The sequence below is a fragment of the Stenotrophomonas sp. YJH_SMC_57 genome (genome assembly GCF_059369755.1).
Genome location: NZ_JCAFSZ010000012.1, coordinates 1 through 15,953, shown reverse-complemented (window position 1 = coordinate 15,953; position 15,953 = coordinate 1). Strand labels below are relative to the sequence as shown.

Annotated in this window: 12 protein-coding genes; 5 read left to right on the top strand and 7 right to left on the bottom strand. The window is 67.6% G+C overall.

Features of this window, described 5'->3' with window-relative positions:
• Positions 1–2 precede the first annotated feature (2 nt).
• The 3 genes from AC5P7U_RS16430 to AC5P7U_RS16420 are packed head-to-tail and all read right to left on the bottom strand — an operon-like array spanning position 3 to position 4,710.
• Positions 3–395: a nuclear transport factor 2 family protein gene (locus tag AC5P7U_RS16430; protein WP_006439874.1), complete on the bottom strand. Its 393-nt coding sequence runs from the start codon at positions 393–395 to the stop codon at positions 3–5.
• A complete protein-coding gene (locus AC5P7U_RS16425) occupies positions 376–3,525 on the bottom strand; it encodes a multidrug efflux RND transporter permease subunit (protein WP_197564930.1) in 3,150 nt (1,049 codons plus the stop codon). Before AC5P7U_RS16425 ends, AC5P7U_RS16430 begins: the two co-directional genes overlap by 20 nt.
• 36 nt (positions 3,526–3,561) lie before the next feature.
• Entirely contained in the window at positions 3,562–4,710 is a 1,149-nt protein-coding gene (locus AC5P7U_RS16420) for an efflux RND transporter periplasmic adaptor subunit (protein ID WP_197564929.1), read from the bottom strand.
• A 129-nt stretch (positions 4,711–4,839) separates the two neighbouring features.
• On the opposite strand from AC5P7U_RS16420, the gene AC5P7U_RS16415 reads away from it, so the two are divergent.
• Both AC5P7U_RS16415 and AC5P7U_RS16410 read left to right on the top strand, forming a co-directional pair.
• Positions 4,840–5,556 (top strand): response regulator, encoded by a 717-nt coding sequence (locus AC5P7U_RS16415; protein ID WP_008267289.1) that lies wholly within the window; start codon positions 4,840–4,842, stop codon positions 5,554–5,556.
• Positions 5,556–6,632, top strand: coding sequence for an ATP-binding protein (locus AC5P7U_RS16410; RefSeq protein ID WP_197564928.1), 1,077 nt, complete (start codon positions 5,556–5,558; stop codon positions 6,630–6,632). The genes AC5P7U_RS16415 and AC5P7U_RS16410 overlap by 1 nt, the downstream gene beginning before the upstream one ends.
• Here the strand turns inward: AC5P7U_RS16410 and AC5P7U_RS16405 are convergent.
• The 3 genes from AC5P7U_RS16405 to AC5P7U_RS16395 all read right to left on the bottom strand — a co-directional run bounded on the left by AC5P7U_RS16405 (position 6,610) and on the right by AC5P7U_RS16395 (position 10,197).
• Entirely contained in the window at positions 6,610–8,406 is a 1,797-nt protein-coding gene (locus tag AC5P7U_RS16405) for a DUF7844 domain-containing protein (RefSeq protein ID WP_495221274.1), read from the bottom strand. The two genes, AC5P7U_RS16410 and AC5P7U_RS16405, sit on opposite strands and share 23 nt — an antisense overlap.
• A 40-nt stretch (positions 8,407–8,446) precedes the next feature.
• A complete protein-coding gene (locus AC5P7U_RS16400) occupies positions 8,447–8,746 on the bottom strand; it encodes a DUF2388 domain-containing protein (protein ID WP_006439835.1) in 300 nt (99 codons plus the stop codon).
• Between the two features lie 62 nt (positions 8,747–8,808).
• On the bottom strand, positions 8,809–10,197 hold the full coding sequence (locus tag AC5P7U_RS16395) for an FAD-binding oxidoreductase (RefSeq protein WP_197565124.1): 1,389 nt from the start codon (positions 10,195–10,197) through the stop codon (positions 8,809–8,811).
• Between the two features lie 169 nt (positions 10,198–10,366).
• Between AC5P7U_RS16395 and serA the strand changes: the two genes are divergently transcribed.
• Complete coding sequence (gene serA, locus AC5P7U_RS16390; protein ID WP_014037034.1) at positions 10,367–11,608, top strand: phosphoglycerate dehydrogenase; 1,242 nt, start codon at positions 10,367–10,369, stop codon at positions 11,606–11,608.
• A gap of 71 nt (positions 11,609–11,679) precedes the next feature.
• On the opposite strand, the gene AC5P7U_RS16385 is transcribed toward serA, so the two are convergent.
• Positions 11,680–12,294, bottom strand: coding sequence for an NUDIX hydrolase (locus AC5P7U_RS16385; protein WP_197565109.1), 615 nt, complete (start codon positions 12,292–12,294; stop codon positions 11,680–11,682).
• A gap of 133 nt (positions 12,295–12,427) precedes the next feature.
• Here AC5P7U_RS16385 and AC5P7U_RS16380 point away from each other — a divergent pair, with 133 nt between their 5' ends.
• Complete coding sequence (locus AC5P7U_RS16380) at positions 12,428–13,903, top strand: amino acid permease (protein WP_006439800.1); 1,476 nt, start codon at positions 12,428–12,430, stop codon at positions 13,901–13,903.
• Positions 13,904–13,985: 82 nt separating this feature from the next.
• A complete protein-coding gene (locus AC5P7U_RS16375) occupies positions 13,986–15,413 on the top strand; it encodes an amino acid permease (RefSeq protein ID WP_197565110.1) in 1,428 nt (475 codons plus the stop codon).
• Positions 15,414–15,953: the final 540 nt, after the last annotated feature.

The following is a 15,953-nucleotide window of genomic DNA, read 5'->3' as shown; positions in this document are numbered from 1 at the left end:
GCTCACGCGGCCAGCACCGCCATCGACAGCAGTTGAGCGCCGCTGTCGCCGGAACTGCAGGTCCACACCCGCAGCAGGCGCAGTTTCAATTCGCACTCACGGCCCTGCCGACACACCGCCAGGCGTACATCGCTGGACACCAGCGCCAGCCGCCCGCACAGCAGCGTCTCCACCGTGTGCAGCTGCAGGCTGCGCACCTGCAGGTGGCCTGCGAGCCACTCGCCCAGCCAGGGCAGCTCGAGCATGCGCCCGCCCTGGCCATCCATCATGAACAGCGCTGGCGATACCAGCATGCCCAGCGCATCGTGGTCGCCGGCCAGCAGCGCCTGGCACAGGCGCTGCTCCAGTGCGATCAACTGCAGTTCATGCAGGTCTTCAACGATGTCCCGTTCCATCCACGGATCCTTCCGGCATCGGCCGGCGCCTGCGCAGGCGTTGCGCGATCCATTGCCGCGCGCCCTGCACCACTACATAGAAGACCGGCACGAAGAACACCGCCAGCACGGTCGCACTGACCATGCCGCCGAACACACCGGTTCCGATCGCCTGCTGGGTTTCCTTCGACGCGCCCTGCGCCAGCATCAGCGGCACCACGCCCAGCGCGAACGCCAGCGAGGTCATCACGATCGGCCGCAGGCGCAGCCGCGCCGCCTCCAGCGCCGCTTCGGCCAGGCCGCGCCCCTGCTGCTGCAGCTGCCGCGCGAATTCGACGATGAGGATCGCGTTCTTCGCCGACAGCCCGATCACCGTGATCATGCCCACCTTGAAGAACACATCATTGGGCATGCCGCGCAACAGCACCGCCGCGACCGCCCCGAGCAGGCCCAGCGGCACCACCAGCATCACCGCCAGTGGAATCGACCAGCTCTCGTACAGCGCCGCCAGCACCAGGAACACCACCAGCATCGACAACAGCAGCAGCCACGGTGCCTGCGCCCCCGATTCGCGCTCCTGCAGCGATTGGCTGGTCCACTGCAGGGCGAAGCCGGAGGGCAGCTGCCTGGCCAACCGCTCCATCTCCGCCATGGCCTGGCCGGTCGACACGCCCGAAGCCGGTGCGCCGGACAGATTCAGCGCCGGGAAACCGAGATAGCGCTGCAGCTGCAGCGGCGCCTCGGTCCAGTGCGGCGTGACCAGTTCGGACAGCGCCACCATGCCGCCTTCGCTGTTGCGCACGTACAGCTTCAGCACGTCCTCCAGTTCCATCCGGTGCGGTGCGTCGGCCTGCAGGATCACCTGCTGCAACCGGCCCTTGTTGGGGAAATCGTTGACGTACTGAGAGCCCATCGCTGCCGACAGCGTGCTGCTGATGTGCTCGAAGCCCACGCCCATCGCCTCGGCCTTGGCGCGGTCGATGTCCAGCCGCACGCTGGTGCCGGCCGGCAGGCCATCGGCATGCACCTCCGACAGCAGCGGGCTGGCCTCGGCCAGTTTCAGCAGCTGCTGCAGGGCCGCACGCAACTCGGCCTGGCTCTGCCCGGTGCGTGCCTGCAGGGCCAGCGAGAAACCGGACGAACGCCCCAGGCTGTCGATCGCCGGTGGCATCACGCTCATCACCTCTCCCTCGGCAACGGCCGCCATCGCCTTCTGCGCCGCCGCCACCTCACCGGCGGCGGTAGCACCGGCGCGCTCGCCCCAATCCTTCAGCATGGTGTAGGTCAGCGCTGCGCTCGGGCCCGAACCAGAGAAGCTGTAGCCAAGAATCGACTGGTTGGAGCCGATGCCCGGGCGCGAGGCCACGTGCCGTTCGTAGGCTTCCACCACCGCCAGGGTGCGCTCGGCCGTTGCTTCGGCGGGCAGCTGGATCGAGGTCATGAAGTAGCCCTGGTCCTCTTCCGGCAGGAACGCACCCGGCAGCCAGTGCAGGCCCAGCAGCAACGCGGCCACCAGCGCGGCGAACACGCCCATCACCCGCCCGCTCCGCTGCAGCACCGAGGCCACGCCGCGCTGGTAACGCCCGGTCATCCTCTCGAAGCCACGATTGAAGGCGCCGAACAGCCCGCCACGACCGTGATGACCATGGCTGTTCGGGCGCAGCAAGGTCGCGCACAGCGCCGGGGTCAGGCTCAGCGCCAGCAGCGCCGAGAACAGGATCGACACCGCCATCGCCACGGTGAACTGGCGGTAGATCGCGCCCACCGAGCCGCTGGCCAACGCCATCGGAATGAACACCGCGGTCAGTACCAGAGTGATGCCGATCACCGCACCGGTCAGCTCGCGCATCGCCTTGATGGTGGCCTCGCGCGGTGGCAGGCCCTCCTCGGCCATGATCCGTTCCACGCCTTCGACCACCACGATCGCATCGTCGACGATGATGCCGATCGCCAGCACCATCCCGAACATGGTCAGCACGTTGATCGAGAAACCCAGCGCCAGCATCACCGCGAAGGTGCCCAGCAGCGCGATCGGGGCGACCAGCGCCGGAATCAGCGTATAACGCCAGTTCTGCAGGAACAGGTACATCACCGCGAACACCAGCAGCATCGCTTCGAGCAGCGTCTGCACCACCTTCTGGATCGAGATCTTGACGAACGGCGCGGTGTCGAACGGAATGCTCGACTCCACGCCACGCGGCAGCAGCGGTGCCAGCTCGGCCATGCGTTCGCGCACTGCGGCGGCGGTCCGCACTGCGTTCGCGCCCGGGCGCAGCTGCACGCCGGCCGCCGTCGCCGGGTGACCGTCTTCCCGCGTGCCCCAGGCGTAACTCTGTGCGCCCAGCTCCACACGGGCGACATCACCCAGCACGACCCTTGAACCGTCGCTGCCCGCACGCAGCACGATGGCGGCGAACTGTTCCGGCGTGGACAACTGGCCATCGGCGCTCAACGGCACGGTGATGCGCTGGCCGGGGACACCCGGCGAATCGCCGATGCGGCCTGGCGAGATCTCCAGGTTCTGCTGCTCGATGGCCGCGGCCACATCGCCCATGGTCAAGCCATAGCCGGTCAACCGGGTCGGGTCCAGCCACACCCGCATGGCCTGCTCGGCACCGAACAGCTGCACGCGGCCGACGCCATCGATGCGGCGCAGCTCTTCGATGATGTTGCGTGCCATGAAGTCACCCAGCGCCGCCTCGCTGACACTGGCATCCGGCGAGCGCAGGCCGACCAGCATCAGGAAGCCGGAATCGGCCGCTTCCACGAACAGGCCGTTCTGGCGCACGCTGCGCGGCAGTCGCGGCTCGATCGCCTTGATCCGGTTCTGCACGTCCACCTGTGCCAGCTCCGGGTTGGTCCCCGGCTTGAAGGTGGCGGTGATCGAGGCTTCACCGGAGGTATCCACCGACGATTCGAAGTACAGCAGGTGCTTGACGCTGGACAGCTCGCGCTCGATCAGTCCGACCACCGCGTCGTTCAGCGTCTGCGGGCTGGCACCCGGGTAGCTGGCATAGATGCTGACACTGGGCGGCGCGACGGCCGGATAGCGCTCCACGGCCAGGCGCGGAATCGCCAGTACGCCCGCCAGGATGATGAAGATCGCCAGCACCCAGGCGAACACCGGGCGATCAATGAAGAAACGTGCCATGTTGGATTTCCCTGGAGAGACTGGCCCGGGAAAGGCTCAGCCCTTGCTGCCGGCCTGCACCGCACCGGCACTGGCGACAGGCCGCTGCCAGTCGCGCGCATCGACCACCACGCCTTCCTGCAGGCGCTCCTGGCCCTCGACCACCACCCGCTCGCCGGCCTTCAGCCCGTGCCGGACCAGCCACTGGCGATCAACGCTGCCGTCGACCTCCAGCGTGCGGATCACTGCCTTGCCGTCGCCCGCGATCACCCAGGCGTAGGCCTGGCCACCCGCGCTGCGCAGCACCGCCTGCTGCGGCACGGTCAGCGCACTGGCCGGGGCGCCGCGCGGCACCCTGGCACGCACGTACATGCCCGGCAGCAGCTGGCGCTGCGGATTGTCGACCAGGATGCGCAGGATCACATCACCGGTGCGCGCATCGACGTTGATGCCGGAGAACAACAGCTGGCCGCGTTCGGACAGCGGCTTGCCGGCCGCGCCGATGATCGTCACCGGCAGTTCGCCAGCGCCGGCGGCGCTGCGCTGCAGCGACTCCAGCTGCGCGGCCGGCTGGCGCACGTCGACGTAGACCTGGTCGATCTGCTGCACCACCGCCATCGGCTCGGCATCGGCGACGCCGACCAGCGCCCCTTCGGTCACCAACGCCTGGTCGATGCGGCCGGCAATCGGTGCGCTGACCGTCGCATAGCGCAGATCGAGCTGGCGACGGGACAGGATCGCGCGCGCTTCATTCACTGCCGCGCGTGCCTGTTCGTACTCGGCGCTGGCATCATCGCGATGCTGCTGGCTGACCGCCTGCGCGGCGGCCAGGGCATGCAGTCGCTGCGACTGCACGCGGCTGCGGCCCAATGCCGCTTCACTGCGCTGCAGCGCAGCCAGCGCTGAGTCGACGTCGGCACGGAAAGCGGCCGGATCGATCTGGAACAGGGGCTGGCCGGCGTTCACTTCGGCGCCCTGCTCGAACAGGCGGCGCTGCACGATGCCACCTACCTGTGCGCGGATCTGCGCGGTGCGCACGGCGGCCACGCGGCCGGGCAGTTCGTCGTCACGTTGCACCACCTGCGGGCCGACAGTGACCACGCTGACACGCGGTGCGGCTTCGGGCGGGGCTTCGGGGGAGGAGCAGGCCGTCATGGCCAGAGCGAAGGCCGCGATCAACGCGGCCGGAGTCCTGAAGGTTCTCATTGCTGTGCACAATGCCGCGCGGGCGGCTGAAAGGTTCCGAAGAACGCAGTGTGCGTGGCGATGATGGGGTTTCGATGGAGGAACTGTGGAGATACGATGGAGGCAAGCACCTTAAGGCCCCGCCCCTGCATGCATGCCTCCCCTGCCCTCGCCGCCCTCGTCCTGATCGTCGAGGATGAGGCCGAGATCGCCGATATTCTTACCGCCTATCTGGAACGCGAAGGATTGCGCACCCTGCGTGCCGCCGATGGCCACGGCGCGCTCGACCTGCACCGCAGCGCCCGCCCCGACCTGGTCCTGCTGGACGTGCAGCTGCCTCGGCTGGATGGATGGAGCGTGCTGACCCAGCTGCGCCAGCGCGGCGATACGCCGGTGATCATGCTGACCGCACTGGACCAGGACCTGGACAAGCTGACTGCGCTGCGCATGGGCGCCGACGACTACGTGGTCAAGCCGTTCAATCCGGCCGAGGTGGCCGCGCGCGTGCGTGCCGTGCTGCGGCGTACGCTGCGTGCCTCGCGCGTGGATGCGCCGAGCGCGCTGCGCGTGGGCCCGCTGCTGATCGACTCGGCAACGCATGCGGTGCACGTGGAGGGCGACGGCTACAGCCACGAAGTGCTGCTTACCCTCACCGAGTTCAAGCTGCTGCACTGCATGGCGCTGGCGCCCACGCGCATCTTCAGCCGCAGCGAACTGATGCATGAATGCCTGCCGGAAAGCGAAGCGCTGGAGCGCACCGTCGACAGCCATGTCAGCAAGCTGCGCCGCAAGCTGGATGAGGTGGGCATGCTCAATGTACCGGCCAGCGTGCGCGGCGTCGGCTACCGGTTGATGGCCGACCGCTGATGCGCCCCCTGCGCCGCTCCGGTCTGAGCCGCCACATCATCGTCTCGATGTCGCTGATGGTGATCGGCGTGATCGTGATGATGATCCTGTCTTCGTGGCTGTTGTATGCAGTGCTGGTCGAGTTCTTCCCCGGCAGTGCCGAGGAGCCGGAAAGCTGGCTGCCTACCGGGCCGGAGCTGGCGTGGATGGTCGGGGTGATCCTGACCGGACTGGCCCTGGCCATCGCGGCCTCGTTCCGCCTCGCACATCGCATCCTGTCGCCGCTGAACTCGCTGGTCGACAGCGTCCGCGCGCTGGCCGGCGGCGATCTCGGTGCACGCGCCAGCGTCGAAGAGAACTCGCCGGGCGAAGTGGCCACCCTGGTCGAGGATTTCAATGCGATGGCGCGGCGCCTGCAGCACATGGAGAGCGAGCGGGCCATGTGGCACGCCGCCATCGCCCACGAGCTGCGCACGCCGGTGACGATCCTGCGTGGCCGCCTGCAGGGGCTGGCCGAGGGCGTGTTCCAGCCTGACGAATCCCAGTTCCGCAGCCTGCTGGCCCAGGTCGAGGGCCTGTCGCGCCTGATCGAGGACCTGCGCGTGCTGAGCCTGTCCGACAATGCACGGCTGGACGTGCGCCGCGCGCGCACCGACGTGGTGGCCGAGGTGCATTCGGTGATGACCCTGGTCGACCCGCAGTTCCGCACCGCCGGTTTCGTGCTGGAACTGGAAACCAGCCGCGAGGAACACACCGCGCACTGCGACCCGACCCGGCTGCGCCAGGCGCTGCTGGCGCTGCTGGAGAACGCGCGGCGCTATGCCAGCCCGGGCAAGGTACGGATTGCCGTGCATGACACGCCGGGGCATGTGCAGGTGGCCATCGAGGACGAGGGACCGGGCATCGATCCCGCCCTGCACGCCGATATCTTCACTCCGTTCATGCGCGCCGACGGTTCGCGTTCGCGCCAGGGCGGCGGCAGCGGGCTCGGCCTGGCGGTGGTCAAAGCCATCGCCGACGCGCACGGTGGCCGCGTCTACTGCATCCCGGGCAACGCCGGCGGCAGCCGTTTCGTCATCGAACTGCCGCGCCAGTAGGCGAGTTGGCGGCCTGCGTGCGCAGGTGTGCACCAAGCGCGGCCAGATTGGCATCGATCGCATCCATTTCCTCGCGCTGGTTCACCGGCAGATGCTGGCGCAGCTGCAGGCGCAGCGCCTGCCACGCCGGTACCGCCTGCCCACTGGCAGTGGCCACGGCCTGCATCAGGAGCGCCTGTTCGTCGGCCAACGGCAATCCATAGCCATCGCCCTGCAGCAACGTACCCGGACGCAGCCATTGCCCACTCTGCTCCAGCAGCCCGCGCAGGTTGCGGGTCTGGGCGCTGTCCGGTGCACCCAGCAGCTGCCGCTTGAGCACATCGCGCGCGCGCAGTTCGGCACGCCGTTGCGCAGCCTGCTCCAACAGCAGCAGGCCCGCGCTCGCCCGCAGGTCACCCTGCAGCAGCCACGGTGCCCGCTGCCGTGCGGGCAGCTTCAGCCAGCCGCGCACATCGCGCGCGGGCAACGCCAGCTGGGCGGCAGCCACATTGAACAACTGCTGGAAGTGGTCACGCGCCGAGGCGAAGTAATAGCCCTGCGCCTGTGCTGAATCGCGATCGTCCAGCACCTGCTCGTCCAGCACCTGCAGGCGCGCCAGCCGGCGCTTCAGCCCGCGCGGGCTCAGCTGCGCCAGGCCGGCACTTCCGAGCCGCGGCACACCGGCCTGCAGCAGCTTCGCGGTCTCCACCGCGCAGTTGTTGCTGACGAAGTAATAGCGCCCGTCATAGCTCCAGTGCACCTGCGCGGTACGCTCGAGCAGGCTGGCGATCTCGTCGCGTTCCAGCTGCAGGGGCAACGACTGCAGCCCGCGAAGTTCGACCTTGGTGTACTCGTCCACCACCTGCTGCAGTGGCAGCACGAACAGCCGCGAGGGATAGCCGCCGGTCAGGCCGCGCCAGTTTGAAATCTGCACATCGCCGACAAAGGCGCGGAACGACAGCACGCGGTGGTATTCCAGATCGAGGCGGCAGTCCGGCCCCGGCGCGCGGCCGGGCCGGCAGATCACCAGCCGCAGCATGCTGTGGCCCCAGCGGCTCATCGGCTGCGCGCTGCCTTCGGCGAACAGGTAATCCACCGCGTACACCCGTGAGGGATCCAGCTGCAGCAGTGATGCCGCCCCCTCTTCCGGCTCCGCCTGCAGCAACGGAACACTGCTATCGCACTGCGGCTGCGGCAGCGACGGCGGTGTGCCGAAGTGCTCCTGGTACCACTGCGCCAGTGCCGGCCGACGGCAGGTGAACTCGGCATCGAGCACGAAATGCTCGGCATTCACCGCGAGGTATTCGGCCGGATCCTTCAGCTCATAGCCATCCGGGCTGCGATCACGGAAGTCGTTGTGGCCGCGACCGAGATGCCACGGCTTGCGTTGCCACCCGGCCAGATCGCGCCAGCGCGCACTGCGCGACCAATCGGCGCCATTGCGGTCGGCGACGTGGGTCAGCTCGTGCACCAGTGCGCTGCGTCGAGCCCGTCGCGCACCGGGCACGCGGTCGTCCAGCAGGTCGCGGCGCAGCGTGATGCGGCCGGCGAATGCACGGCCATGCACCTCGGCGGGCAGGTCAGCGCCCCAGCGCACCTGCACCTGCGTCGGCAACGCACGTAGCAGGCCGTCCGGCAGCAGTGACTGCACATCGGCCAGGGTCTGGCCGGCCAGTTGCTGCTGCGCAGGGCTCAGCCCTGCCGGGTCGAGCTGCAGGCGGTCGGCTGCGTGCGCGACGTGGGCGATCAGCAGTAGCGCCACGCCAAGCGTGGCTGCGTTGCGTGCAGATGTCATGGCGTTGCCGGCCAGCGGCCGGCACTACCCGAAGGCCGGATCAGCGCGCCAGCAGCGCGCGGGCCAGCTGCAGGTCGCTCTGCTGCTGGGCAGCGGCATCCTGCTCGCGCAGGTGGACCAGTGCGGCCTGCAGGCGTGCGCCGCGGATCTGGCCGTCGCTGGCGACGAACGCAGCAGCATCATCGCGTGCGGCCTGCACCACCTTGTCATCGCCCGAGCTGCTGGCCGAGGAACCGGAGGAAGCGCCGGTGGCCGAGCCGGCCGAGGTGCCTGCGAAACTGGAAGCGAAGCCGGCCAGCGGCAGGGACAGCAGGGCGAGTAGAACAAGCGGACGGGTCATCGATTCGAAGCCGGTTGTGAGAATGCGTGGAGCGTAACGGGTACGTGAAGGAATTGCCCGGCTCAGACGTCGAACAGCTTGCCGGGATTCAGCCGCGCTTGGGGATCGAACGCGTGTTTGACTGCCTTCATCAGCGCGATCTCGGCCGGGCCGCGGGTGCTGTCCAGGTAGCCCTTCTTGACCAGTCCGATGCCATGCTCGGCGGAAATGCTGCCATCGAAACGAGCCAGCACCTGCGCCAGCAGCTTGGTCACGTGCTCGCACTGCGACAGGAAATCGGCGTCGCGGGTATCGTCCGGCTTGAGCACGTTGATATGCAGGTTGCCATCACCGATGTGGCCGAACCAGACCACGTCGAAATGCGGATAGGCCTGCCCGATCAGCGCCTGGGTCTCGGCCAGGAATGCCGGCATCGACGAGATCCGCACCGAAACATCGTTCTTGTACGGCGTGTAGCGTGCAAGCGACTCGGTGATGCCTTCGCGCAGGCGCCACAGCTGGGCAGCCTGGGCGTCACTGGCACTGATCACGCCATCGCTGACCCAGCCGTTGCCCATGCAGTCCTCGAACGCCGCCATCGCCGCCGCTTCCTGCGCCTCGTCATTGGCCGCGAACTCGGTGACCACGTAATAAGGGTGTACCTCGTCGAACGGCGCCTGCGCACCATGCGCCAGCACGTGCTCCAGCGCCCGCTCGGTGAAGAACTCGAAGGCCTGCAGCTGCAGGCGCGCGCGGAACGCGGCGAACACCTGCATCAGCACCTCGAAGCTGGGCACGGCCAGCAGCATCACATTGCTGGCCGGCGGCGGGTCGGTCAGCTTCACCGTCGCCTCGACGATCACCCCCAGGGTACCTTCCGAGCCGATCAGCAGCTGGCGGAAGTCATAGCCGCTGGAGTTCTTGATCAGGCCCTTGTTGAGTTCCAGCAGCTCGCCGCTGGCGGTGACCACTTTCAGCCCGGCGATCCATTCGCGGGTATTGCCGTAGCGGATCACGCGGATGCCGCCGGCGTTGGTGGCGATGTTGCCGCCGATCGAGCAGGAGCCGCGCGCCGCGAAATCAACCGGGTAAATCAGGCCGTGGTCGAGCGCGGCGTTGTGCACCGCCTCCAGCGGCATGCCGGCCTGCACCACCAGCGTGCGATCGACCGCGTCGTAGGCCAGCGCCTTGTTCATCCGCTCCAGGCTGAGCACCAGCTCGCCGTTGGCCGCCACCGCGCCACCGGACAGGCCGGTGCGTCCACCCGACGGCACCACCGGCACGCCCTCGGCCGCGCTCCAGCGCATCACCGCCTGCACCTCTTCAACCGTGGCTGGCAATGCAATCGCCAGCGGCGCCGGCGTCCAGCGCCGGGTCCAGTCGCGACCGTAATGCTCCAGATCGGCCGGATCGGTCTTCAGTTTCAGGCCGGGACAGGCCTGCTGCAGCGAGGCAATGCGGGAATCGGTCATGACGGTCCAGCGCGGTGCGTGAAGAACGGGCAAGCGTGCCAGTGGCACGCGCCAGCGTCCAGCCCCACACCGGTACAGATAGCTACGGATGCAACCAATTGCGCACTGCACCATGGGCTTCGCGATCTGGCATAGTGATTGGCCCCTGTCCCACTGGCCGTGTTGCCCCATGTCGCCGAAGAAGACCTCGTTCCCGAAGCAGGATATCCGCGTGCTGTTGCTGGAGGGGGTCAGCCAGACCGCCGTGGAGGTGTTCAGCGCCGCCGGCTACAGCCAGATCGAAGCGCACACCAAGGCGCTGCCCGAGGACGAACTGAAGGCACGCATCGCCGAGGCGCACATCGTCGGCATCCGCTCGCGCACCCAGCTCAGCGCCGAGGTGCTGGCCGAGGCCAAGCGGCTGATCGCGGTGGGCTGTTTCTGCATCGGCACCAACCAGGTCGACCTGGACGCGGCCGAGCTGGCCGGCATTCCGGTATTCAACGCCCCCTACTCCAACACCCGCAGCGTGGCCGAGCTGGTGATCGCCGAGGCGATCATGCTGACCCGTGGCATCCCGCAGAAGAACGCCGAGTGCCATCGCGGCGGCTGGTCGAAGTCGGCCAGCGGCAGCCACGAGGTACGCGGCAAGACGCTGGGCATCATCGGCTACGGCCACATCGGCACCCAGGTCGGCGTGCTGGCCGAATCGCTGGGCATGCAGGTGATCTTCCACGACGTGGAAACCAAGCTGGCGCTGGGCAATGCGCGGGCCGCGGCCAGCCTGGACGATCTGCTCGCCCGCGCAGACATCGTCACCCTGCACGTGCCGGAAACGCCGTCCACGCAGTGGATGATCGGCAGCACCGAGCTGGCCAAGATGCGCAAGGGCGCGCACCTGATCAACGCCGCGCGCGGCACCGTGGTCGACATCGATGCGCTGGACGCGGCGCTGGCCAGCGGCCACGTCGGTGGCGCCGCGCTGGACGTGTTCCCGGTCGAGCCGAAGGGTAACGGCGATATCTTCGAATCGCCGCTGACCCGCCACGACAACGTGATCCTGACCCCGCACGTGGGCGGCAGCACGCTGGAAGCGCAGGACAACATCGGCGTGGAAGTGGCGGCCAAGCTGGTGCGCTACAGCGACAACGGCAGCACCCTGTCGGCGGTCAATTTCCCGGAAGTGACCCTGCCCGAGCATGCCGACAGCCTGCGCCTGCTGCACATCCACCAGAACGTGCCGGGCGTGCTGTCCAAGGTCAACGAGATCTTCTCGCGCCACAACGTCAACATCGACGGCCAGTTCCTGCGCACCGACCCGAAGGTGGGTTACGTGGTGATCGACATCACCGCCAGCGAGGAGCAGGCCGCCGCGGTGCGCGACGAACTGGCCGCGATCCCGGGCACGCTGCGCACGCGCATCCTGTACTGAAAAAAAGGGGACGGAGGGGATCAAGTCGTTTGTGGCATAAACGACTTGATCCCCTCCGTCCCCTTTTCATCTCAACGGGCCAGCCACCTCTGTGCCATGCGCTGCATGGATTCGTCCGACTGCGGGTCGGACGCGACTTCGGTCACCGGCCGCCAGGCCAGCTCCAGCGACTCCTCGCTGAGCACGAAGGCTTCGCCACCGAGCGCGCGGATCACGAAACGCACGTCGTAGTGCCAGTGCCCCGGCACGTCCTTGCGCTCTGGAATCCAGTGCTTGTCCAGATCGAAGATGGCCGGGTCTTCCAGCACCAGGCCGCTCAGTCCCGATTCTTCCTCGGCTTCCTTCAGCGCCACACGGGCCAGGTCACGGTCGCCGTCGGCGTGGCCGCCCAGCTGCAGCCAGCGCTGCAGCTTGCGGTGGTGGGTCAGAAGCAGGCGTTGCCCGTCGGCGCTGACCAGCCAGCAGCTGGCGGTGAAGTGGCCGGCCAGCCGTTCGCGCCGGAACGGATCTTCCGGATCATCCAACAATGTGCCGAATTCGGCAGCCAGTGCGTCGTGGGCGGGCTCGCGACGGGCATAGTCCCGCAGCAGGCCACGCAGGCGATCGTCAAGCACGGCAAGGGTTTCGGCGGTCTGGCTCATGAATGGGCGGCGTCTGGAAAAATACTGCTCATTATCGCCGTTCATTGTTGCGATTGCGCTTGTGCGTTGGCTTCAGCTTTGGCTAAGGTACAGCGGGCCGTTCGCGCGGCCTTCACCATTCCAGGGTTGCCGGCAACGTATCGGCGTCCCACCCAATCCGATCACTAGGAAGTACTGCATGCTGAAAGCTCTGTTGAGGGTCAAGCCGGTCCAACCGGCCGGGCACGTCGATGCCGGCGAACCCATCGAAGGCAGCCTGGACGGCGAAGCCACGTTGAAACGGACCCTCACGGCTAAACACCTCATCCTGCTTGGCGTGGGTGCGGTGATCGGCGCAGGTATCTTCGTGCTGACCGGCCAGGCCGCGGCCAACCACGCCGGTCCGGCAGTGATGCTGTCGTTCGTCATCGCCGGTTTCGCCTGCGCCCTGGCGGGCCTGTGCTACGCCGAGTTCGCGGCGATGATGCCGGTCTCCGGCAGCGCCTATTCCTACTCCTACGCCACCCTCGGCGAAGGCATGGCCTGGTTCATCGGCTGGTGCCTGGTACTGGAGTACCTGTTCGCCTCGGCCTCGGTCGCGGTGGGCTGGTCGGCCTACCTGATCAGCTTCATCACCACCACGCTGCACATGCCGTTCCCGGACCTGCTCAGCGCCGCGCCCATTGCCTGGACCGGCAGCGAGTTCGTATCCTCCGGCAAGCTGTTCAACCTGCCGGCGGTGCTGATCGTGGCGGCGGTGTCCGGCCTGCTGTACGTGGGCGTGACCCAGTCGGCCTTCGTCAACGCGATCATCGTGGCGATCAAGGTCACCGTCATCTGCCTGTTCATCGGCATTGGCGCGGCCCATATCGATCCGGCCAACTGGCAGCCGTTCATCCCGGAAAACACCGGCGTGCCGGGTGAGTTCGGCTGGAGCGGCGTGTTCCGCGCGGCCACCATCGTGTTCTTCGCCTACATCGGCTTCGATGCGGTCTCCACCGCCGCCGGCGAGACCAAGGACCCGCAGCGCAACATGCCGATCGGCCTGCTCGGCTCGCTGGCGGTGTGCACCATCGTCTACATCATCGTCTGCGCGGTGCTGACCGGCATGATGCCGTACCACCTGCTGGGCACCGACAAGCCGGTGGCCACCGCGCTGGAGCCCTACCCGACCCTGTCGTGGCTGAAGACCCTGGTCGAGATCGGCGCCATCGCCGGCCTGTCCTCGGTGGTGCTGGTGATGATGATGGGCCAGACCCGCATCGCCTACACCATCTCCCGCGACGGCCTGCTGCCGAAATTCTTCGGCAAGGTCCACGCCCGCTTCCGCACCCCGTACGTCGCCACCATCGTGGTCGGCGTGATCGCCGCCGCATTGGCCGGCCTGGTGCCGCTGAACGTGCTGGGCGAACTGGTCTCGATGGGCACCCTGCTGGCCTTCGCCACGGTCTGCATCGGCGTGCTGGTGCTGCGCTATACCAAGCCGGAGATCCACCGCCCGTTCCGCGTACCGATGGTGTGGATCATCTGCCCGCTGGGCGCGGCCACCTGCCTGTTCCTGTTCTGGCAGGCGTTCGTGGTGCACTGGCACCTGTTCGTTGGCTGGACGCTGCTCGGCCTGCTGATCTACCTGGGCTACGGCATCCGCAACAGCAAGCTGGCCAAGTCGCCCTGATCCGCCTACGGGCCGGCCTCGCGCCGGCCCGTCCGTTTTCCCCGCGCGCCCCTGGCGGCGCGCTTCGACAAGACCACCACACATGTTCAAGCAACTGTGGGCCACCAAGCACCCGCATGCCGCCCATGAAGACGCCAACGGCCTCAGCCTGCGTCGCCACCTCGGCCCCTGGGGGCTGACCGCCCTCGGCATCGGCGCGGTGATCGGCGGCGGCATCTTCGTCATCACCGGCCAGGCCGCCGCCAACCACGCCGGCCCGGCGATCATGCTGTCGTTCGTGCTGGCCGCGGTCTGCTGCGCCTTCTGCGCACTGGCCTATGCCGAGTTCGCCTCGATGGTGCCGGTGTCCGGCAGCGCCTATACCTATACCTATGCCACCTTTGGCGAGCTCTCGGCCTGGTTCATCGGCTGGATGCTGGTGCTGGAATACGGCGTCTCCGCGTCAGCCGTGGCGGTCAGCTGGACCGGCTATTTCCTCAGCCTGCTCAGCCAGTTCGACATCCATCTACCGGCGGCGCTGGTCAGCGCGCCACTCGACGCGCAGCTGCGCCCGACCGGCGCGATCGCCAACCTGCCGGCCGCCGCCCTCGTGCTGCTGCTGACCTGGCTGTGCTACGTCGGCATCAGCAAGTCCTCGGCGATGAACATGGCGATGGTCGTGCTCAAGACCGGCCTGATCGTGCTGGTCATCGTGGTCGGCTGGAAGTACGTCGACACCAGCAACTGGACCCCGTTCATCCCCGCCAACGAAGGCCCCGGCAAGTACGGCATGGAAGGCGTGCTGCGTGGCGCGGCGATGGTGTTCTTCGCCTACATCGGCTTCGAGGCGGTGTCGGTGGCGGCGCAGGAATCGAAGAACCCGCAGCGCGACATGCCGATCGGCATGATGCTGTCGCTGGTGATCTGCACCGTGCTGTACATCGCCATGGCCGCCGTGATGACCGGCCTGGTGCCGTACCAGCTGCTGGGCACCGACGAGCCGGTGGTGACCGCAGTGGCGGCGCACCCGCAGCTGGGCTGGCTGCGCTGGGTGGTCGAGGTCGGTGCCCTGGTCGGCCTGTCCTCGGTGGTGCTGGTGATGATCATCGGCCAGCCGCGCATCTTCATGATCATGGGCCGCGATGGCCTGCTGCCGCCGGTGTTCACCAGGATCCATCCGAAGTACCGCACCCCGCACATCAACACGGTGATCACCGGCATCGGCATCGCGCTGCTGGCGGCGCTGTTCCCGCTGGACATCCTGGGTGAGCTGACCTCGATGGGCACGCTGATCGCGTTTGCTGCGGTGTGTGCCGGCGTACTGATCCTGCGCCGCACCCAGCCGGACCTGCCGCGCCCGTTCCGCATGCCGATGGCGTGGCTGATCTGCAGCCTGGGCGTGCTGAGCTGCCTGGCGCTGCTGTCGGCGATGACGATGCACAACTGGATGCTGATGGGCGTGTGGACGTTCGTCGGCTTCGTGATCTATTTCTGCTACGGCTTCAAGCACAGCCGCCTGCGGGGGAAGTAAGGGGTTTTGCATTGCAGGGCCTGCGGCCCTGCACCCGCCTTTGAAGCCGGAGCAACGGCAACCGCTGGGCTGAGGCTTTGGTGGGGCGGGTTGGGTTCGCGGGGGACGCCGTGAACCCGTCCATGGGGGCTTGGCCGCGGCATCCATGCCGCGGACACCCCCGCGAACCCAACCCGCCCCACCTCCGACAGTCTGCTGGCACGTCCAGTAGATCCACGCCATGCGTGGATGAATTGCGTCTGAGAGATGAATTCTCTCCGGTCGATGAATTCCCTGTAGAGCCGAGCCATGCTCGGCTCCGAGCAAGCGCAGCGCGGCGACCCGCTTTTCGCTTTTCCTTCTTCACTCCGTGGCTGGCGCGCACGGAACCTGTCCGTGGCCGGTTGGGTGGGCTGCGCAGGGGTGTCTGATCTGGCCCCCTGAAAACGGACGCCATGAAGCCGTTTCAGGCGGCAGTCCGGAGCTGCCGGGCATAGTTGTTAGGCGAGTGGTAGCCCAGCGCCGAGTGTAGCCGGGCTGGATTGTAGAAGCCGTGGATGT

Coding starts and splice junctions, on each gene's coding strand:
- AC5P7U_RS16430 (WP_006439874.1), bottom strand. CDS start 395: ATGGAACGGGACATCGTTGAAGACCTGCATGAACTGCAGTTGATCGCA.
- AC5P7U_RS16425 (WP_197564930.1), bottom strand. CDS start 3,525: ATGGCACGTTTCTTCATTGATCGCCCGGTGTTCGCCTGGGTGCTGGCG.
- AC5P7U_RS16420 (WP_197564929.1), bottom strand. CDS start 4,710: ATGAGAACCTTCAGGACTCCGGCCGCGTTGATCGCGGCCTTCGCTCTG.
- AC5P7U_RS16415 (WP_008267289.1), top strand. CDS start 4,840: ATGCATGCCTCCCCTGCCCTCGCCGCCCTCGTCCTGATCGTCGAGGAT.
- AC5P7U_RS16410 (WP_197564928.1), top strand. CDS start 5,556: ATGCGCCCCCTGCGCCGCTCCGGTCTGAGCCGCCACATCATCGTCTCG.
- AC5P7U_RS16405 (WP_495221274.1), bottom strand. CDS start 8,406: ATGACATCTGCACGCAACGCAGCCACGCTTGGCGTGGCGCTACTGCTG.
- AC5P7U_RS16400 (WP_006439835.1), bottom strand. CDS start 8,746: ATGACCCGTCCGCTTGTTCTACTCGCCCTGCTGTCCCTGCCGCTGGCC.
- AC5P7U_RS16395 (WP_197565124.1), bottom strand. CDS start 10,197: ATGACCGATTCCCGCATTGCCTCGCTGCAGCAGGCCTGTCCCGGCCTG.
- serA (WP_014037034.1), top strand. CDS start 10,367: ATGTCGCCGAAGAAGACCTCGTTCCCGAAGCAGGATATCCGCGTGCTG.
- AC5P7U_RS16385 (WP_197565109.1), bottom strand. CDS start 12,294: ATGAACGGCGATAATGAGCAGTATTTTTCCAGACGCCGCCCATTCATG.
- AC5P7U_RS16380 (WP_006439800.1), top strand. CDS start 12,428: ATGCTGAAAGCTCTGTTGAGGGTCAAGCCGGTCCAACCGGCCGGGCAC.
- AC5P7U_RS16375 (WP_197565110.1), top strand. CDS start 13,986: ATGTTCAAGCAACTGTGGGCCACCAAGCACCCGCATGCCGCCCATGAA.